The 18,368-nt window shown below is 65.2% G+C and carries 17 protein-coding genes and 1 tRNA gene; 3 read left to right on the top strand and 15 right to left on the bottom strand.

Annotation, left to right across the window (positions count from 1 at the left end; all coding sequences use genetic code 11):
• Positions 1–10: 10 nt before the first annotated feature.
• The 9 genes from DID98_RS25800 to DID98_RS25845 form a co-directional block, all read right to left on the bottom strand.
• The gene (locus tag DID98_RS25800) at positions 11–490 is read right to left on the bottom strand and encodes an NADH-quinone oxidoreductase subunit B family protein (RefSeq protein ID WP_006398799.1); all 480 of its coding nucleotides are present in this window, start codon (positions 488–490) and stop codon (positions 11–13) included.
• Positions 491–552: 62 nt separating this feature from the next.
• Positions 553–912: an NADH-quinone oxidoreductase subunit A gene (locus DID98_RS25805; RefSeq protein WP_006398798.1), complete on the bottom strand. Its 360-nt coding sequence runs from the start codon at positions 910–912 to the stop codon at positions 553–555.
• A 154-nt stretch (positions 913–1,066) separates the two neighbouring features.
• Positions 1,067–1,151 (bottom strand) — tRNA-Leu (locus DID98_RS25810).
• Between the two features lie 111 nt (positions 1,152–1,262).
• On the bottom strand, positions 1,263–1,643 hold the full coding sequence (gene secG / locus DID98_RS25815; protein ID WP_042977371.1) for a preprotein translocase subunit SecG: 381 nt from the start codon (positions 1,641–1,643) through the stop codon (positions 1,263–1,265).
• 72 nt (positions 1,644–1,715) lie between these two features.
• The gene (tpiA, locus tag DID98_RS25820; protein WP_124522488.1) at positions 1,716–2,471 is read right to left on the bottom strand and encodes a triose-phosphate isomerase; all 756 of its coding nucleotides are present in this window, start codon (positions 2,469–2,471) and stop codon (positions 1,716–1,718) included.
• Between the two features lie 140 nt (positions 2,472–2,611).
• Complete coding sequence (locus DID98_RS25825) at positions 2,612–3,631, bottom strand: NAD(P)H-quinone oxidoreductase (RefSeq protein ID WP_044844666.1); 1,020 nt, start codon at positions 3,629–3,631, stop codon at positions 2,612–2,614.
• Positions 3,632–3,774: 143 nt separating this feature from the next.
• The gene (pnp, locus tag DID98_RS25830) at positions 3,775–5,922 is read right to left on the bottom strand and encodes a polyribonucleotide nucleotidyltransferase (RefSeq protein WP_124571639.1); all 2,148 of its coding nucleotides are present in this window, start codon (positions 5,920–5,922) and stop codon (positions 3,775–3,777) included.
• Between the two features lie 291 nt (positions 5,923–6,213).
• A complete protein-coding gene (rpsO, locus tag DID98_RS25840; protein ID WP_006398792.1) occupies positions 6,214–6,483 on the bottom strand; it encodes a 30S ribosomal protein S15 in 270 nt (89 codons plus the stop codon).
• Positions 6,484–6,600: 117 nt separating this feature from the next.
• Positions 6,601–7,860: a branched-chain amino acid ABC transporter substrate-binding protein gene (locus tag DID98_RS25845; RefSeq protein WP_124571652.1), complete on the bottom strand. Its 1,260-nt coding sequence runs from the start codon at positions 7,858–7,860 to the stop codon at positions 6,601–6,603.
• A 190-nt stretch (positions 7,861–8,050) separates the two neighbouring features.
• Here DID98_RS25845 and DID98_RS25850 point away from each other — a divergent pair, with 190 nt between their 5' ends.
• From DID98_RS25850 to DID98_RS25860, 3 genes are all read left to right on the top strand, one after another.
• The gene (locus tag DID98_RS25850; RefSeq protein WP_124487226.1) at positions 8,051–8,563 is read left to right on the top strand and encodes a hypothetical protein; all 513 of its coding nucleotides are present in this window, start codon (positions 8,051–8,053) and stop codon (positions 8,561–8,563) included.
• Between the two features lie 386 nt (positions 8,564–8,949).
• A complete protein-coding gene (locus tag DID98_RS25855; RefSeq protein WP_044844669.1) occupies positions 8,950–9,591 on the top strand; it encodes a carbonic anhydrase in 642 nt (213 codons plus the stop codon).
• Between the two features lie 36 nt (positions 9,592–9,627).
• Positions 9,628–11,178: a SulP family inorganic anion transporter gene (locus DID98_RS25860; RefSeq protein ID WP_124522484.1), complete on the top strand. Its 1,551-nt coding sequence runs from the start codon at positions 9,628–9,630 to the stop codon at positions 11,176–11,178.
• A gap of 79 nt (positions 11,179–11,257) precedes the next feature.
• Here DID98_RS25860 and DID98_RS25865 read toward each other — a convergent pair whose 3' ends face one another.
• The 6 genes from DID98_RS25865 to DID98_RS25895 all read right to left on the bottom strand — a co-directional run bounded on the left by DID98_RS25865 (position 11,258) and on the right by DID98_RS25895 (position 18,275).
• A complete protein-coding gene (locus tag DID98_RS25865) occupies positions 11,258–12,802 on the bottom strand; it encodes a 2-isopropylmalate synthase (protein ID WP_044844671.1) in 1,545 nt (514 codons plus the stop codon).
• A 324-nt stretch (positions 12,803–13,126) separates the two neighbouring features.
• Positions 13,127–13,999 (bottom strand): CDP-diacylglycerol--serine O-phosphatidyltransferase, encoded by an 873-nt coding sequence (gene pssA, locus DID98_RS25875; protein WP_044844672.1) that lies wholly within the window; start codon positions 13,997–13,999, stop codon positions 13,127–13,129.
• A 15-nt stretch (positions 14,000–14,014) separates the two neighbouring features.
• Complete coding sequence (locus DID98_RS25880) at positions 14,015–14,659, bottom strand: phosphatidylserine decarboxylase (RefSeq protein ID WP_039370565.1); 645 nt, start codon at positions 14,657–14,659, stop codon at positions 14,015–14,017.
• Between the two features lie 127 nt (positions 14,660–14,786).
• Positions 14,787–15,803 (bottom strand): ketol-acid reductoisomerase, encoded by a 1,017-nt coding sequence (ilvC, locus tag DID98_RS25885; RefSeq protein WP_044844673.1) that lies wholly within the window; start codon positions 15,801–15,803, stop codon positions 14,787–14,789.
• A 104-nt stretch (positions 15,804–15,907) separates the two neighbouring features.
• Positions 15,908–16,399, bottom strand: coding sequence for an acetolactate synthase small subunit (gene ilvN / locus DID98_RS25890; protein ID WP_034207977.1), 492 nt, complete (start codon positions 16,397–16,399; stop codon positions 15,908–15,910).
• Between the two features lie 112 nt (positions 16,400–16,511).
• Positions 16,512–18,275, bottom strand: coding sequence for an acetolactate synthase 3 catalytic subunit (locus tag DID98_RS25895; protein WP_044844674.1), 1,764 nt, complete (start codon positions 18,273–18,275; stop codon positions 16,512–16,514).
• Between the last annotated feature and the right edge of the window lie 93 nt (positions 18,276–18,368).

Here is an 18,368-nt window from a genome sequence, read left to right on the forward strand (position 1 = left end):
GCTCGGGGCTTTATTGACGGGCGATGGTGTTGGTGCGGCGGATCTTCGCCTGAAGCTGGATCACGCCGTAGACCAGCGCCTCGGCCGTGGGCGGACAGCCCGGCACGTAGACGTCGACCGGCACGATCCGGTCGCAACCGCGGACCACCGAGTACGAGTAGTGGTAGTAGCCACCACCGTTCGCGCACGACCCCATCGAGATCACCCAGCGCGGCTCGGCCATCTGGTCGTACACGCGGCGCAGCGCGGGCGCCATCTTGTTGCACAGCGTGCCGGCGACGATCATCACGTCCGACTGACGCGGGCTCGGACGGAACACGACCCCGAACCGGTCCAGGTCGTAACGGGCCGCGCCCGCATGCATCATCTCGACGGCGCAACACGCGAGCCCGAACGTCATCGGCCACAGCGAGCCGGTACGCGTCCAGTTGATCAGCTTGTCAGCCGTCGTGGTGACAAACCCTTCCTTCAAGACCCCTTCGATACTCATTTGCTTTCCACTCCAGACGAGCGGCCCAGCGTGGCCGCCCATGCAAACCGGCGATTAACCCATCACTCCCAGTCGAGGCCGCCTTTCTTCCAGATATAGGCAAAGCCCAGCAGGAATTCGAGCAGAAAAATCATCATTGCGATGAAACCCGGCCAGCCGATGTCCCGGAGCGCGACGCCCCACGGAAACAGGAATGCGGTTTCGAGATCGAAGATGATGAACAGGATGGCGACGAGATAGTACCGGACGTCGAATTTCATCCGGGCGTCTTCAAAGGCTTCGAAGCCGCACTCGTACGGTGCGTTCTTCTCGACGTCCGGCTTGTTGGGACCAAGGAGCTTGCCGATGCTGACCAGCGCTATACCTAAACCAGTGCCCACGAGGAGGAACAACAAGACGGGGTAATAGGCTGCGAGGTTCAAGGCAATCCTCTATCGGTTGGTTCTGAGCGTCCGGAGAATACCACTTCCGGCGGAAGGAATCATTTCGGAGTGCGTGCAATCACAAGACAATCGCAAGGCACACCCCACAAATGAAAAATGCCAGCCACTAGAAGCGGCTGGCATTGAGTAACTTTGGTGCCGACGGCGAGACTCGAACTCGCACAGCTTTCGCCACTACCCCCTCAAGATAGCGTGTCTACCAATTTCACCACGTCGGCACTGCATGCAACTCGGGTTGTACTGCTCGTTTCCCGCGAATCGCTTCAAGAATTAAATTCTAACCCGAGTTCCAGATTTGTTCAACGCACAACCGCAAAAAATTTAACTTTTTATTTCGGGACGTCCTGGCCCGGCGCGCTTGCGGCCGACCCCGCAACCGCGGCGGACGCCGCGACTGCCGGTGCCGATGCTGCAGGTGCCGATGCCGGCGCGGTCGCTGCCGTGCCGAGCACGCCGGCCGACGGCGTCGACTTGTACGAACCGAGATACGTCAGTGCGAGCGTCGCGACGAAAAAGATCGTCGCGAGAATGCCCGTCGTGCGCGACAGAAAGTTCGCGGAGCCCGTCGCACCGAACAGGCTGCCCGACGCGCCGCTGCCGAATGCAGCGCCCATGTCGGCACCCTTGCCGTGCTGCAGCAGCACCAGCCCGATCACACCCAGTGCAGACAGTACCTGCACGACAATAATCAGCGTCTTGAATAACAGCATCACACCCACCCGATTGGATCAGGCGACCGGACCGACCGGCCGCCATCATGGTTCAATTCGACCGCGGACCGCTCAACGCGCGGCCCGGCAGATCGCCAGGAAATCTTCCGCCTTCAGCGACGCGCCGCCGATCAGGCCGCCGTCGATGTCCGGCTGTGCGAACAGCTCTTCCGCGTTGTCCGGCTTCACGCTGCCGCCGTACAGCACCGATACGTCCGCCGCCCCCTTCGCCGCGAGACGCGCACGCAGGAATGCGTGTACGTCCTGCGCCTGCGCCGACGTCGCGCTCTTGCCCGTGCCGATCGCCCAGACCGGCTCGTACGCGACGACGATGCGCGCCGCTTCGTCGGCCGTCAGCACGGCCAGCACGGCGTCGAGCTGCGCACCGACCACCTGCTCGGTCGCACCCGCTTCGCGCTCGTCGAGCGTTTCACCGACGCACACGACGGGCGTGAGGCCTGCCGCGAGCGCGCGCTGCGTCTTCGCAGCGACGGTTTCGCTGCGCTCGCCGTGATACGCGCGGCGCTCCGAGTGACCGACGATCGCATACTGCGCGCCGAACTCCGCCACCATCGCGGCCGCCACTTCACCGGTGAACGCGCCCTGCTCGTGCGCGGACACGTCCTGCGCGCCGAACGCGACACGGCCGCCGGCGAGCTGCGCCTGAACCTGCGCGAGATACGGGAACGGCACGCACACGCCGATCGACGTCTCGGCCGCCACCGCGCCTGCGCCCTGCACCACTTCGTTCAGCAATGCCTGGTTGCCGGCCAGCCGGCCGTGCATCTTCCAGTTGCCGATCACTCGCTTCGTTCGTTGTTTCGACATCGTGTCTGTCTCGTCACTATCTTGTCATTAACGCACCGGAAACCGGCCGTCAGGTTGGATCTGGCGAAGCAAACCCGCGATTTTACTGCGCGCGGCTTGAACCGGTCAAACCGCACATGTCAAGTCCGGCCGCACGGCCGTCAGGTGGTCGTACCCCAATCGAGTACGATCTTGCCGATGTGCTCGCCGCTTTCCATCAGCGCATGCGCCTGCGCGGCCTCGCCGGCCGGCAGCACGCGGTAGATCACAGGCTTGATGCGGCCGTCCGCGAGCAGCGGCCAGACGCGCGCCTTCAGCTGTGCGGCGATGCGCGCCTTGAATTCGACCGGACGCGGACGCAGTGTCGAGCCCGTCACCGTCAGCCGGCGGCGCAGGATCTCGTTCAGGTTGACCTCGGCCTTCGCCCCGCCGAGCAGCGCGATCAGCACGAGGCGGCCGCCATCCGCGAGCGCGGACAGTTCGCGCGGCACGTACGAGCCTGCGACCATGTCGAGGATCACGTCGACGCCACGATCGTGCGTCAGCGACTTGACGACCTCGACGAAGTCCTCGGTCTTGTAGTTGATTGCACGTTCGGCGCCGAGCGCCTCGCATGCCCGGCATTTGTCGGCATTCCCGGCCGTCGCGAACACGCGATAGCCGAGCGCGTGCGCGATCTGGATCGCCGTCACGCCGATCCCGCTCGAGCCGCCCTGCACGAGCAGCGTTTCCTGCTCGCCGCCCTCGCCCGCGCCGAGCAGCGCGCGGTCGAACACGTTGCTCCACACCGTGAAGAACGTTTCAGGCAGCGATGCGGCTTCGATGTCGGTCAGCCCATCGGGAACCGGCAGGCATTGCGGCAGCGGCGCGACCGCGTACTCGGCGTAGCCGCCGCCCGCGAGCAGCGCGCAGACGCGATCGCCCAGCTTCAGGCCGAACGGGTTCAGCGCCGCATCCGACAGGTCGCCGCCGACGATCTCGCCCGCGACCTCGAGGCCCGGCAGATCCGATGCCCCCGGCGGCGGCGCATAGGCGCCCTTGCGCTGGAATACGTCGGGCCGGTTCACGCCGGAAGCCGCCACCTTGATCAGCACTTCGCCGCGCTTCGGTTCGGGGCGCGGACGCTCCGCGAGCTTCAGCACGTCGGGGGCGCCGAATTCGGTGATTTCGATGGCTTGCATGGTGGTCGCTCCAGGATCGGAATCGGGTGGCGCACCCGTGCGCGGCACGGGCGCCTCGCCGGCGCTGCTGCGCCGCACAACGATGCTACAGAAAAAACGGCCGGCACGCTTTCGCACTGCCGGCCGTTCTCACGCCTTTCCGCTTACTGCTGCGGCGGCGTATCCGAATGCGACGCCGCCGCTGCTTCGTTCAGCAGCGCCTTCGCCGACAGACGCACGCGACCCTTCTCGTCCGTCTGGATCACCTTGACCTTCACCTGCTGGCCTTCCTTCAGGTAGTCGTTGATGTCCTTCACGCGCTCGTTGACGATTTCCGAGATGTGCAGCAGGCCGTCCTTGCCCGGCAGCAGGTTCACGATCGCGCCGAAATCGAGCAGCTTGAGCACCGTGCCTTCGTACACCTGGCCGACTTCGATTTCAGCCGTGATCTGCTCGATGCGCTTCTTCGCTTCGGCCATGCCTTCGCTGTTCGTGCTCGCGATCGTCACGACGCCGTCATCGGAGATGTCGATGGTCGTGCCGGTTTCTTCGGTCAGCGCGCGGATCACCGAACCGCCCTTGCCGATCACGTCGCGGATCTTTTCCGGGTTGATCTTGATCGTGATCATGCGCGGCGCGAATTCCGACAGTTGCGTGTTCGCACCCGAGACCGCCGAGGTCATCTTGCCGAGGATGTGCATGCGGCCTTCCTTCGCCTGCGCGAGCGCGACCTGCATGATTTCCTTCGTGATGCCCTGGATCTTGATGTCCATCTGCAGTGCCGTCACGCCTTGCTCCGTGCCGGCCACCTTGAAGTCCATGTCGCCGAGGTGATCTTCGTCGCCGAGGATGTCGGTCAGCACCGCGAACTTGTTGCCCTCGAGGATCAGGCCCATCGCGATGCCCGCGACGTGCGCCTTCATCGGCACGCCGGCGTCCATCAGCGCGAGGCAGCCGCCGCACACCGACGCCATCGACGACGAACCGTTCGATTCGGTGATTTCCGACACGACGCGGATCGAGTAGCCGAATTCGTCGGCGCTCGGCAGGCACTTGACCAGCGCGCGCTTCGCGAGACGGCCGTGGCCGATTTCACGACGCTTCGGCGAGCCGACGCGGCCCGTTTCGCCGGTCGCGAACGGGGGCATGTTGTAGTGGAGCATGAAGCGCTCGCGGTATTCGCCTTCGAGCGCGTCGATGATCTGCTCGTCACCCTTCGTGCCGAGCGTCGCGACGACGAGCGCCTGCGTTTCGCCACGCGTGAACAGCGCCGAACCGTGGGTGCGCGGCAGCACGCCGGTGCGGATCTCGATCGGACGCACGGTGCGCGTGTCGCGACCGTCGATGCGCGGCTCGCCGTTCAGGATCTGCGAACGGACGATCTTCGCTTCGATGTCGAACAGGATGTTGCCGACGGTCGCCTTGTCGGCCGCGACCGTGCCGGCCGCCAGCGCGTCTTCCTCGAGCTTCGCCGAGGTTGCCGCGTAGACTTCCTTCAGCTTCGTCGAACGCGCTTGCTTGTCGCGCAGCTGGTAAGCGGCGAGCAGGTCGCCGTGCGCCAGTTCCGTCACGCGCGCGTTCAGCGCTTCATTCTTCGGTGCCGGCTGCCAGTCCCACTCGGGCTTGCCGCCTTCGCGCACGAGTTCGTGGATCGCGTCGATCGCCGTCTGCATCTGCTCGTGGCCGAACACGACCGCGCCCAGCATCACGTCTTCCGGCAGCTGGTCGGCTTCCGATTCGACCATCAGCACCGCACGCTCCGTACCGGCGACGACGAGGTCGAGGCTCGATGCCTTGATCTGGTCACGCGTCGGGTTCAGCACGTAGGCGTTGTCGATGTACGCGACGCGCGCGGCACCGACCGGACCGTTGAACGGCAGGCCCGACACGGCGAGCGCGGCCGATGCGCCGATCAGCGCGGGGATGTCCGCCGGGATTTCCGGGTTCACGGACAGCACGTGGATCACGACCTGGACTTCGTTGTAGAAGCCTTCCGGGAACAGCGGGCGCAGCGGACGGTCGATCAGGCGCGACGTCAGCGTCTCGTGTTCCGACGGACGGCCTTCGCGACGGAAGAAGCCGCCCGGAATCTTGCCGGCCGAGTAGGTCTTCTCGAGGTAGTCGACGGTCAGCGGGAAGAAGTCCTGACCCGGCTTCGCCGACTTCGCGCCGACGACGGTGGCCAGCACGACGGTGTCTTCCACGTCGACGATCACGGCACCGCTCGCCTGGCGGGCGACTTCACCGGTTTCGAGGCGCACCTTGTGCTGGCCCCACTGGAATTCCTTCACGACCTTGTTGAACATGGACATGGTTGCTCCTTTGAATTCATTCATTTCATTCGCCGTGCGGGCCATCCCGCGCGGCGGCGTCCCGACCGAATCACCCGGAGCAAGGTGTGTTTTTTATGCCATTCCAGCACGCCGCTCGACGAGCGGCGCGCTGGAATGACACAAATCCCGACCCCGGTATCAGCCGTTCCGGCAGCCCGGCACCCACGTGCCGGACAACCTGCGGTGCGCGTGACGCTACGCACCGCGCAAAAACAAAATGCCTGCATCAGCGGACTGACACAGGCATCTTGCTGGCGGCAATCGCCTCGATTACTTACGCAGACCCAGCTTCTCGATCAGCGCGCGGTAACGGTCGGCATCCTTGCCCTTGAGGTAGTCGAGCAGCTTGCGGCGGCGGCTCACCATGCGCAGCAGGCCGCGGCGGCTGTGGTGATCCTTCGCGTGGGTCTTGAAGTGACCCGTCAGTTCGACGATACGTGCGGTCAGCAGTGCGACCTGGACTTCGGGCGAACCCGTGTCGTTGGTACCGCGGGCGAACTGAGCAACGACTTCCGACTTCTTGATATCTGCAACAGACATGAGATTTCCTTTGTTTCCTACTGGCTAACTAACAGGCGGACACGGAAGAATGGCCGTGCCGTGACTTACAACCGGCGGGCATTGTAGCACAACTGCACGCCGTTCCATCGCCTCCTGTCACGGGCGCGTCATCGAGCAGGTCGACGGCATCTGCGTGCGCTGCGCGGGCACCGCGAGGACGGTCCGGAAACCGTATCCCGAGCCCTCGTTGTCGAAGCGCACGCCCGGCGTGCCGGCCTTGTCCATTTCCATCACATAAAGGGGCTGGATCAACTGGTGATCCTGCGCCCGCATCGACGACGCGTGGAAGCCGTCGTCGAGCGACAGCCCTTCGAGCGCGCGCGCCACTGCGACGGGGTCGGACGAGCCGGCGCGATTCATCGCCGCCGCGAGCATCTCGATCATCAGGCTCATCCGTCGCACCGGATAGTCGTCCGGGGCAGCGGGAAAACGGGTCCGGAACGCGCGGTAGAACGCGTCCGATTGCGCGCCGCCCGCGTTCGGATGCCAGTCCGCGACGGCGACCACCCGGCCGACGCCCGCATCGCCGAGCGCGCCCGGTGCGCCGAGGCTGTTGCCATAGAACGTATAGAACTTCGCGTTCAGCCCCTGCTCGCGCGCCGCCTTCACGAGCAGCGTGAGGTCGTTGCCCCAGTTGCCGGTCACGACGGCGTCCGCGCCGCTTGCGCGGATCTTCGCGATATAGGGCGAGAAATCCTTGATGCGGCCGATCGGGTGGAATTCGTCGCCGGCGATCGTCACGTCGGGGCGCCGCTCGGCCAGCGCCTGCCGCGCCAGCGCGCTGACGTCGTGGCCGAAGCTGTAGTCCTGGTTCAGCAGGTAGACCTTGCGCAGCGGGCGGTCGCGCGCCATCACGTCCGCCAGCGCGGCCATCCGCATCCCCGCGTGCGCGTCGAAGCGGAAATGCCAGAAGCTGCAGCGCGCACCGGTCAGCGCCGGATCGTCGGCCGAATAGTTGAGGAACAGCATCCGGCTGTCCGGATTGCGCGCGTTCAGCTTGTCGAGCGCCGCGACGAGCGCGGCCGCGACCGCCGAGCTGTTGCCCTGCGCGACGAAACCGATGTGCCGGTCCGCCGCCGCGCGCAACTGCACCAACGCCTCCTCCGGGCTGCCCTTGCTGTCGAGCACGACGAGTTCGAGCGGGTGCGCGCCGTCACGCAGCTTCACGCCGCCCGCCGCGTTGACCCGCTCGACGCCGAAGCGCAGGTTGCGCTCGACGGCCGCGCCCGCGTTCGCGAACGGGCCCGACATCCCTTCGATCAGCGCGATCCGCACCGGCTCGCCTGCCGCGAACGCGGACGACGCCAGCATCCACCCGGCGCTCCATGCGAGCGCGTACCGTTTCCACAGCTGCATCGGCTCCCTGCCCTTCAACCCGTCCGAGAAGCGCGGATCATAGGACGCGGACGGCGCCGGCCGCAAGCCCGGCGCGCAACGATAGCCCGACGACACCCGGCCGGCGATCCGCACCGATTTTTTCGGCACGATGCGCCGGCGCGCGCCGTCCGTGATACAACTGAACGGTTAGAGCGTTCTGGAGGATCCCATGCGCATTCGCATTCCCGCGCGCCTGCCGGTGCTGGTCGCCTGTGCGGCGGCGCTGCTCGCCGGCTGTGCGCAACCGTGGCAGCAATACCAGGCCGGCCAGGACGAGTCGGCGATCGTCGCGCGCATGGGCCCGCCGCGCGAGATCTACGACCTGCCCGGCGGCGGCAAGCGCCTGATGTGGCCGACCCAGCCGATGGGCGAGATCACCATCGCGGCCGACGTCGACGCGGCCCACCGGATCGTCAACGTGCGCCAGGTGCTGCAGCCGAGCGAGTTCTATCGCGCGGATATCGGCAAGTGGACCAAGACCGACGTGCTCGTCAATTTCGGCCGCCCGGTCGAGACGTCCTACTTCCCGCTGATGAAGCGCGAGGTATGGACCTACCGCTATCTCGAAGACAACGTCTGGTACATGATGTACAGCTTCTACTTCGACCCGCAGGGCATCCTGCGCACCACGCAGAAAACACCGGACCCGCTGCACGATCCCGACCGCCGCAATCTGTTCTGATCGGATCGATTGCGCATTTACGCGAAATTTTCACAATGGCCATTCACGAATTGCTGCGTGAATGGCCATTTCATTTTTTCCGTCATATTCGATTAATTTCGAATTGAAGCAGCAATCCTTTCCGATCGAATATGCGCCCAAAGCATCGCGGTGAGCCCCGCGCCACGCGGCCGCCAGGAGGAAACAGGCATGTACGATACATGTCATGCGTTGCATTGGTGCATTCGGTGCACCTCGCCAGATCGAGTTGAAACAATTTGTATCATTGGCACCGGATGTTAGGGCATACCCCTAATATCGGATGAAATTGAACCTTTCAATTTAGAAAGCATCCTATTGCTCCACTTCGTCCGGTATTTGTTTGTCCTTATCAGAAAGGAGTCCTCATGAATCGCCCCAAGAGCATGCTGGTTGCCAACATCGCCTGGGCCCGCGAGACGCACGAGCACACGCCCGGTTTCTTCGACGCACTCGCGCGCGGCCAGAATCCGCGCGTGCTGTGGATCGGCTGCGCCGACAGCCGAGTGCCAGCCGAAACCATCACGCATTGCGTGCCCGGCGAGCTGTTCGTCCATCGCAACATCGCGAACCTGTTCCATCCCGACGACGACAATTCCGCGAGCGTGCTCGAGTACGCCGTGCGCGTGCTCGAAGTCGACCACGTGATCGTGTGCGGCCACTACGGATGCGGCGGGGTGCGCGCGTCGCTGCTGCCACCGCCGGCCGACCTGCCGCACGTCGCGCGCCGCATCGCGCCGCTGTGCGCGCTTGCACGGCGCCATCGCGACACGCTCGACGGACTCGACGACACGGCCGCCGCCGACCGCCTGGCGGAACTCAACGTGCTCGAACAGGTGCGGCTGCTGCGCGCTTCGCCGATCGTGCATGGCCGGCAGCGGCCGCCGCTCGTGCACGGCTGGATCTTTTCGCTCGCCGACGGCCGCCTGAAGGAACTCGATTCCGGCTACACGACAGCGCCGGCCGAAGCCGAACCGGAGCATGCCGCCATGGCCGTCGCTCTCGGCTGATCCGCCCCTCCCTACGCCAATGAAATCACCCCAACCATGAAACTGAACGACCGCCTGTCCACCCTGCCGCGCGACATCGTCGCCGGCATCGTCGTGTTCCTCGTCGCGCTGCCGTTATGTCTCGGCATCGCCAATGCGTCCGGCGTCGAGCCGTTCGCCGGGCTCGTGTCCGGCATCGTCGGCGGGATCATCGTCGCGCTGTTGAGCGGCTCGTCACTGTCGGTCAGCGGGCCGGCCGCCGGCCTCGTCGTGATCGTCGTCGAAGGGATCGCGCAACTCGGCAGTTTTTCCGCGTTCCTGCTCGCGGTGCTGCTGTCCGGCGTGCTGCAGTTCGGCTTCGGCATGCTGCGCGCCGGCCGCTTCGCCGCGTACGTACCGTCGCCCGTCATCAAGGGCATGCTCGCGGCGATCGGCCTGCTGCTGGTCGTGAAGCAGATTCCGTTCGCATTCGGCATCGGCGGGCCGGCCGCGCAATCGTTTGCATCGTGGCCCGGCCTGCCGACCGCCTGGGCCGCAACGGCCATCGCGCTCATCTCGCTCGCGCTGCTGGTCGCGTGGGACACGCCCGCGCTCAAGCGCTTCGGCTGGGTACGCGCGGTGCCTGCGCCGCTCGCGGTCGTCGTGTTCGGCATCGGCGCGACGCTGGTGCTCGGCGTCGTTGCACCGTCGGTCGCGCCGGGCGCCGCGCATCGCGTCACGCTGCCGGAGCTCGAATCGTTCGCGGCGCTCGCGGCATCGCTGAAGCATGCCGAGCTCGGCCCGAACTTCGCGCAACTCGTCAATCCGGACGTGTGGCGCGTCGCGATCACGCTCGCGGTCGTCGCGAGCCTCGAGACGCTGCTGAGCCTGGAGGCGGTAGAACAGATCGATCCGAAGCGCCGGCCGACCCAGCCGGACCGCGAACTCAAGGCCCAGGGTGTCGGCAATCTCGTCGCGGGCGCGGTCGGCGGGCTGCCGATCACGTCGGTGATCGTGCGCAGTTCGGTCAACGTGAACGCGGGTGCCCAAAGCCGGATGTCGGCGATCGTGCACGGGATCCTGCTGCTCGCCAGCGTGTTCGCGCTCACCGGGCTGATCAACCTGATCCCGCTCGCGAGCCTCGCGGCGATACTGATCCACACCGGCTTCAAGCTCGCCAAACCGGCGCTGTTCCGCTCGGTGCTGAAGCAGGGCCCGGCCGCGTTCGTGCCGTTCGCCGCGACGATCGCGGGCGTGCTGGCGGTCGACCTGCTGTTCGGCATCGCGCTCGGCCTCGCCTGCAGCGTGCTGGCGGTCGCGGTGGCGAACCTGAAGAGCCCCGTCACGCTCGCGCAGCACGACGACCACTTCCTGCTGTCGTTCCGCAAGGACGTGTCGTTCCTCGGCAAGGTGCAGGTCAAGCATCACCTGCGGCACATTCCGGACCGCGCGGCCGTGATCATCGACGCGACGCGCGCCGACTACATCGACCACGACGTGCTCGAACTGCTCGACGCGTTCATCGCCGATGCGCCGCGGCGCGGGATCGCGGTCGAATTCCGCCGCCGCAGCCCGGCGCCCCGCCCGGCCGCACGCCGCTGGTCGTTCCGCGCGCCGGCCGCCGAATGAGCGGCGCATGAAAAACGCCCCGCGCGGCGCGAGGCCGCTCGGGGCGTTTCGTGTGCTTCGGGCGCTCGACGCGCAGCGCTTACGCGCGCTGCGGGTTGACCTTGTCGTCCTTCGAATGCAGCTTGTTCAGCGCCGAGATGTACGCCTTCGCGGACGCGGCGACGATGTCCGGATCGGTGCCGACACCGTTGACGATCCGCCCGCTCTTCGACAGCCGGACCGTCACTTCGCCCTGCGCCTGCGTGCCGGTCGTGATCGCGTTCACCGAGTACAGCAGCAGTTCGGAACCGCTGCCGACTTCACCCTCGATCGCATTGAACGTCGCGTCGACCGGCCCGTTGCCGCGTGCCTCGCCGGTCACTTCCTTGCCTTCGACCGCGAACACGATCTTCGCCTGCGGCTGCTCGCCCGTCTCCGATCGCTGCGACAGCGACACGAACTTGAAGTGCTCCTGCTCGTGCGCGAGCGCCGATTCTTCCGAGACGATCGCGATGATGTCTTCGTCGAAGATCTCGGCCTTGCGGTCGGCGAGGTCCTTGAAGCGCATGAACGCGGCGTTCAGTTCGGCTTCGCTGTCGAGCGACACGCCGAGCTCCTGCAGGCGCTGCTTGAACGCGTTGCGGCCCGACAGCTTGCCGAGCACGATCTTGTTCGCGGTCCAGCCCACGTCTTCCGCGCGCATGATTTCGTAGGTGTCGCGCGCCTTCAGCACGCCGTCCTGGTGGATGCCCGACGCGTGCGCGAACGCGTTCGCGCCGACCACCGCCTTGTTCGGCTGCACGACGAAACCGGTGATCTGCGACACGAGCTTCGAGGTCGGCACGATCTGCGTCGTGTCGATGCCGACGTCGAGGCCGAAGTAGTCCTTGCGGGTCTTCACGGCCATCACGATTTCCTCGAGCGACGTGTTGCCCGCGCGCTCGCCGAGACCGTTGATCGTGCACTCGACCTGGCGCGCGCCGCCGATCTTCACGCCGGCGAGCGAGTTCGCCACCGCCATCCCGAGATCATTGTGGCAATGCACGGAGAAGATCGCCTTGTCCGAGTTCGGAATGCGTTCGCGCAGCGTCTTCACGAGGTTGCCGTAGAGCTCCGGCACGCCGTAGCCGACCGTGTCGGCGATGTTGATCGTCGTCGCCCCCTCGGCGATCACCGCTTCCAGCACGCGGCACAGGAAGTCGAGATCCGAACGGCTGCCGTCTTCCGGCGAGAATTCGACGTTGTCGGTGAACTTGCGCGCGAAGCGCACCGCGAGGCGCGCCTGCTCGAACACCTGGTCCGGCGTCATGCGCAGCTTCTTTTCCATGTGCAGCGGCGACGTCGCGATGAACGTGTGGATCCGCGAGCTGTTGGCCGGCTTCAGCGCGTCGGCCGCACGCTGGATGTCCTTGTCGTTGGCGCGCGCCAGCGAGCAGATCGTGCTGTCCTTCACGAGACCGGCGATCGTGTGGATCGCGTCGAAGTCGCCGTTCGAGCTGGCCGCGAAACCGGCCTCGATCACGTCGACCTTCATCCGCTCGAGATGCTTCGCGATGCGGATTTTCTCTTCCTTCGTCATCGACGCGCCGGGCGATTGTTCACCGTCACGCAACGTCGTATCGAAAATGATCAGCTTGTCTGTCATGGGGGGCTCCAGGGCTCTTTATACGGGAATCGAACGTAATGAGATCGCGCCACCGCTGGCGACGCTCAACAACAGACGAGGCTTGACGGAGGGCGAGAACGGTCAGCGCGGCAGGCGCGCCAAAGCTAGCGCGCGTAGCGGCGCACCGGCTAGAAGGAGGGAGAGGCGGGGAAATGCAGTCATGCCGAAGACTATAGCGACATTCCGTCGGGTGCGCAATCGGACGGCACCCGGGATACCGGGCTCCGACGCACGAAAAAGGGGCAAATGAAAACGGCGGCCCGGAATCATCTCCGAGGCCGCCGTTTCCGGACAGGTTGCGCGTCAGTGGTCGCGTTGCGACGAGCGCGCGGGATTCGCCCGTCCGCGCACGGCCATGTAGGCCCAGAACACGTAGCCGGACAGCCCGTACAGCACGAACAGGCAGAACAGCATCAGCGGCGGATCGGACGACACGAGCACGAACGCGACGACGACCAGCAGGATCGCCGCGAACGGCACGCGGTGCCGCACGTCGAGCGCCTTGCCGCTGTAGAACGGCGCGTTCGACACCATCGTCACGCCCGCATAGATCGTCAGTGCGAACGCGACCCACGGCAGCCAGCCGAGCTTCATCGGCACGCGGTTGTCGGTCGCGAGCCAGACGAAGCCGGCGATCAGCGCGGCGGCGGCCGGGCTCGGCAGCCCCTGGAAGAAGCGCTTGTCGACGCTGCCGATGTTCGTGTTGAAGCGCGCGAGACGCAGCGCGGCGCCCGAGCAATAGACGAACGCGGCGAGCCAGCCCCAGCGGCCGAGATCCTTCAGCACCCACTCGTACATCACGAGCGCGGGCGCGACGCCGAACGACACCATGTCCGACAGGCTGTCGAACTGTTCGCCGAACGCGCTTTGCGTATGCGTCATGCGCGCGACGCGCCCGTCCATCCCGTCGAGCACCATCGCGACGAAGATCGCGATCGCGGCGATCTCGAAGCGCACGTTCATCGCCTGCACGACCGCAAAGAAGCCGCAGAACAGCGCGGCGGTCGTGAATGCGTTCGGCAGCAGGTAGATGCCACGCGTCTTCAGGAACCGCTGGCGCGCGGCGCGGCGGCTCTCGAGCGGCGCGGGATCGGGCGCCATTCCCTTGTTGCGGCGGAACGGACGTGGCGTCTGGCCGGAGCCGTTACGCGGCCGACGCGGTTTGAATGCGGCCATCGTGCGCCCCGCCGCTTACTGTTCGAGCTCGGCGAGGATCGTCGACGACGCGTAGACCTTCTCGCCGATCGACACCTTCGCGCGGCTGCCGAGCGGCAGATACACGTCGACGCGCGAACCGAAGCGGATGAAACCGTAGCGCTGGCCGCGCGACAGCGGCTCGCCGGCGCGCACGTAGCAGAGGATCCGGCGGGCGACGAGGCCGGCGATCTGCACGGCGGTGACGGTCTTGCCGCTCGCCGTCTGGATCACGACCGCATTGCGCTCGTTCTCGGTCGACGCCTTGTCGATCGCCGCGTTCAGGAACGCGCCCGGGAAGTACTCGACCTTGGAGATCGCGCCGTCGACCGGCGAACGCTGCGAATGGACGTTGAAGACATTCATGAACACGCTGATCTTCAGCGCTTCGCGGTTCGCGTACGGATCCTGCGTGGTCTCGACCGCGACGATGCGGCCGTCGGCCGGGCACAGCACCGCATTCGGCTGCGCCGGGATCGGGCGCTGCGGATCGCGGAAGAACTGGACGACGAAGACGAGCAGCAGCCAGAACGGCCACGCGAAGCCGAAGCCCCCGACGGCGTGGATCAACAACGCGATGACGGCTGCAATCGCGATGAACGGCCAGCCTTCGCGCGCGATGATCGGATGAGGATAGTTCATGGGTTCGTTCGGTGTTCGGTGAATTGCAAAGCCCGTAGGATAGCAAAAGCCGCCCGGGGCACTGCTGCCTTCGGACGGCTTTTTGAAACCGACCCTCCACTCGAAGGGCCGGAGCAGCACGCGGTGCTTAGTTCTTCGTCTGGTCGACGAGCTTGTTCTTCGCGATCCACGGCATCATCGCGCGCAGCTTCGCACCGACCTGCTCGATCTGGTGCTCGGCCGTCAGGCGGCGGCGCGACTGCAGCGTCGGGGCGCCTGCCTTGTTCTCGAGGATGAAGCTCTTGGCGTACTCGCCCGTCTGGATGTCGGTCAGGCACTGCTTCATCGCCTTCTTCGTCTCTTCCGTGACGACGCGCGGGCCCGTCACGTACTCGCCGTACTCGGCGTTGTTCGAGATCGAGTAGTTCATGTTCGCGATGCCGCCTTCGTAGATCAGGTCGACGATCAGCTTCAGTTCGTGCAGGCACTCGAAGTACGCCATTTCCGGCGCGTAGCCGGCTTCGACCAGCGTCTCGAAACCTGCCTTGATCAGCTCGACGGTACCGCCGCACAGCACGGCCTGCTCGCCGAACAGGTCGGTTTCGGTCTCTTCACGGAAGTTCGTCTCGATGATGCCGGCACGGCCGCCGCCGTTCGCTGCCGCGTACGACAGCGCGATATCGCGTGCCGCGCCCGACTTGTTCTGCGCAACCGCGATCAGGTGCGGCACGCCGCCACCTTGCGAGTACGTGCCGCGCACGGTGTGGCCCGGGGCCTTCGGCGCGATCATGATCACGTCGAGGTCGGCGCGCGGGATCACCTGGCCGTAGTGGACGTTGAAGCCGTGCGCGAATGCCAGTGCGGCGCCCTGCTTGATGTTCGCGTGCACTTCCTTCGCGTACACGTCGGCGATCTGCTCGTCCGGCAGCAGCATCATGACGACGTCCGCGCCCTTCACCGCTTCCGCGACTTCCTTGACCGCGAGGCCTGCGTTTTCAGCCTTGCTCCACGACGCGCCGTCCTTGCGAAGGCCGACCGTAACGTTCACGCCGCTGTCCTTCAGGTTCAGTGCGTGTGCATGGCCTTGCGAGCCGTAGCCGATGATCGTGACTTGCTTGCCCTTGATGAGGGAGAGGTCAGCGTCTTTGTCGTAGAAAACGTTCATGATGGTTCCTTCGCTAATTCAAAAATTCAACAATTCGTTCAGATGGAGTACTGCGGGCCGGGACATGACGGCGCACCCGGCGTGCCTCTTTGGCAATTTCGGCATCACACCTTCAGGATGCGCTCGCCGCGTCCGATGCCGGAGCTGCCGGTACGCACGGTCTCTAGGATCGCGGTGGCGTCCAGCCCCTGGATGAATGCGTCGAGCTTGTCGCTCGCGCCCGTCAATTCGATCGTGTAGGTCTTTTCGGTCACGTCGATGATGCGGCCGCGGAAAATGTCCGACATCCGCTTCATTTCTTCGCGCTCCTTGCCCACTGCACGTACCTTGATCAGCATCAGCTCGCGTTCGATGTGTGCACCGTCGGTCAGGTCCACCACTTTCACCACCTCGATCAGGCGGTTCAGATGCTTCGTGATCTGTTCGATCACGTCGTCGGAGCCAATGGAAACGATGGTGAGCCGCGACAGCGATTGGTCTTCGGTCGGCGCCACCGTCAAGGTTTCGATGTTGTAGCCGCGTGCGGAAAACAGACCGACCACGCGCGACAGCGCGCCCGGTTCGTTTTCCAGCAGGACGGAAATGATGTGTCTCATGTTCGCTTCTTCCAGAATGTGTCCGTGTCGATTCACTCGCGCCGCGCGCCGCCCGGTGCCGCACCGCCCTTCGTGAAGGCGGCCGCTCCCGGCCTGGACGCGCGTCGCGCCGTTACAGATCTTCCGATCCGAGCAGCATCTCGGTGATGCCTTTGCCGGCCTGTACCATCGGCCAGACGTTTTCGGTCGGATCGGTCTGGAAGTCGAGAAACACGGTGCGGTCCTTCAGGCGCAGCGCTTCCTTCAGCGCCGGCTCCACATCCGAGGTCTTTTCGATCCGCATGCCGACATGGCCGTACGCTTCGGCGAGCTTCACGAAATCGGGCAGCGCATCCATGTACGAATGCGAATAGCGCTTGCTGTATTCGATCTGCTGCCACTGGCGGACCATGCCCAGATAGCGGTTGTTCAGCGAAATGATCTTCACGGGCGTGTCGTACTGCAGGCAGGTCGACAGTTCCTGGATGCACATCTGGATCGAGCCTTCGCCCGTGATGCACAGCACGTCGTCGTCCGGGTGCGCCATCTTGACGCCCATCGCTGCCGGCAGGCCGAAGCCCATCGTGCCGAGGCCGCCGGAGTTGATCCAGCGACGCGGCTTGTTGAAACGGTAGAACTGCGCGGCCCACATCTGGTGCTGGCCGACGTCCGAGCACACGAACGCGTTGCCGTCCGTCAGCTCCCACGCCTTCTCGACCACGTACTGCGGCTTGATGATCTCGCTGTCGCGGTCGAACTTCAGGCAGTCTTTCGCGCGCCAGCTTTCGATGTCCTTCCACCATTGCGCGAGCGCGTCGGTGTCGGGACCGTGCTCGGCCGTCTGCAACTGCTCGATCAGTTCCTTCAGCACCTCCTTCACGTCGCCGACGATCGGGATGTCGACCTTCACGCGCTTCGAGATCGACGATGGGTCGATGTCGATGTGGATGATCTTGCGCGGACGCGACGCGAAGTGCGCCGGGTCGCCGATCACGCGGTCGTCGAAGCGCGCGCCGATCGCGATCAGCACGTCACAGTGCTGCATCGCCATGTTCGCTTCGTAGGTGCCGTGCATGCCGAGCATGCCGAGGAATTTCTTGTCCGACGCGCGATAGCCGCCGAGGCCCATCAGCGTGTTCGTGACCGGGTAGCCGAGCAGGTCGGCGAACTGGTTCAGTTCGCGTGCCGCATCGGCGAGGATGATGCCGCCGCCCGTGTAGATATAGGGACGCTTCGCCGACAGCAGCAGCGACACGGCCTTGCGGATCTGGCCCGAATGGCCCTTCGTGACGGGGTTGTACGAGCGCAGCGACACGCTCTTGACCGGCTCGTACTGGCACGGCGTCTTCGAGATGTCCTTCGGGATGTCGATCAGCACCGGGCCCGGACGGCCGGTGCGGGCGATGTAGAACGCCTTCTTGACGGTTTCCGCGAGGTCGCGCACGTCCTTCACGAGGAAGTTGTGCTTCACGCACGGACGCGTGATGCCGACCGTATCGCATTCCTGGAACGCGTCCTGGCCGATCGCGGCAGTCGGCACCTGGCCGCTGATCACGACCATCGGGATCGAATCCATGTAGGCCGTCGCGATGCCGGTCACCGCATTGGTGACACCGGGGCCGGACGTCACGAGACAGACGCCGACATTGCCGGTGGAACGCGCATATGCATCGGCTGCGTGCACGGCCGCCTGTTCGTGGCGCACCAGCACGTGCTGAATCTTGTCCTGCTTGTAAAGCTCGTCGTAGATGTAGAGTACCGAGCCGCCGGGGTAGCCCCAGATGAATTCGACGTTCTCGTCGGCCAGTGCCTTCATGAGCACGGTGGCGCCGATGGAGTCGCTATCGGGAGGGGAAAGGGGTTCCGACGTGGAGAATTCCGCGCTGGGCATGTTCATTTTGACCTTTCGAATTTTCGGCAAAAAATTGATCGGGTGCTCTCTGCCGGGCTTGTGGCTCGGGTTCAAGCGGCGCGTCCAGTTTGAAGGGCG

Source organism: Burkholderia sp. Bp8984, from assembly GCF_003853755.1.
Classification (GTDB): Bacteria; Pseudomonadota; Gammaproteobacteria; order Burkholderiales; family Burkholderiaceae; genus Burkholderia.

What these genes read in the sequence shown, in the direction of transcription:
- pnp (WP_124571639.1), bottom strand. Translation starts at nt 5,922, where the DNA reads ATGTCCATGTTCAACAAGGTCGTGAAGGAATTCCAGTGGGGCCAGCAC.
- DID98_RS25850 (WP_124487226.1), top strand. Translation starts at nt 8,051, where the DNA reads ATGCGCATTCGCATTCCCGCGCGCCTGCCGGTGCTGGTCGCCTGTGCG.
- DID98_RS25880 (WP_039370565.1), bottom strand. Translation starts at nt 14,659, where the DNA reads ATGAACTATCCTCATCCGATCATCGCGCGCGAAGGCTGGCCGTTCATC.
- rpsO (WP_006398792.1), bottom strand. Translation starts at nt 6,483, where the DNA reads ATGTCTGTTGCAGATATCAAGAAGTCGGAAGTCGTTGCTCAGTTCGCC.
- pssA (WP_044844672.1), bottom strand. Translation starts at nt 13,999, where the DNA reads ATGGCCGCATTCAAACCGCGTCGGCCGCGTAACGGCTCCGGCCAGACG.
- DID98_RS25845 (WP_124571652.1), bottom strand. Translation starts at nt 7,860, where the DNA reads ATGCAGCTGTGGAAACGGTACGCGCTCGCATGGAGCGCCGGGTGGATG.
- ilvC (WP_044844673.1), bottom strand. Translation starts at nt 15,803, where the DNA reads ATGAACGTTTTCTACGACAAAGACGCTGACCTCTCCCTCATCAAGGGC.
- DID98_RS25860 (WP_124522484.1), top strand. Translation starts at nt 9,628, where the DNA reads ATGAAACTGAACGACCGCCTGTCCACCCTGCCGCGCGACATCGTCGCC.
- ilvN (WP_034207977.1), bottom strand. Translation starts at nt 16,399, where the DNA reads ATGAGACACATCATTTCCGTCCTGCTGGAAAACGAACCGGGCGCGCTG.
- DID98_RS25800 (WP_006398799.1), bottom strand. Translation starts at nt 490, where the DNA reads ATGAGTATCGAAGGGGTCTTGAAGGAAGGGTTTGTCACCACGACGGCT.
- secG (WP_042977371.1), bottom strand. Translation starts at nt 1,643, where the DNA reads ATGCTGTTATTCAAGACGCTGATTATTGTCGTGCAGGTACTGTCTGCA.
- tpiA (WP_124522488.1), bottom strand. Translation starts at nt 2,471, where the DNA reads ATGTCGAAACAACGAACGAAGCGAGTGATCGGCAACTGGAAGATGCAC.
- DID98_RS25895 (WP_044844674.1), bottom strand. Translation starts at nt 18,275, where the DNA reads ATGAACATGCCCAGCGCGGAATTCTCCACGTCGGAACCCCTTTCCCCT.
- DID98_RS25855 (WP_044844669.1), top strand. Translation starts at nt 8,950, where the DNA reads ATGAATCGCCCCAAGAGCATGCTGGTTGCCAACATCGCCTGGGCCCGC.
- DID98_RS25825 (WP_044844666.1), bottom strand. Translation starts at nt 3,631, where the DNA reads ATGCAAGCCATCGAAATCACCGAATTCGGCGCCCCCGACGTGCTGAAG.
- DID98_RS25865 (WP_044844671.1), bottom strand. Translation starts at nt 12,802, where the DNA reads ATGACAGACAAGCTGATCATTTTCGATACGACGTTGCGTGACGGTGAA.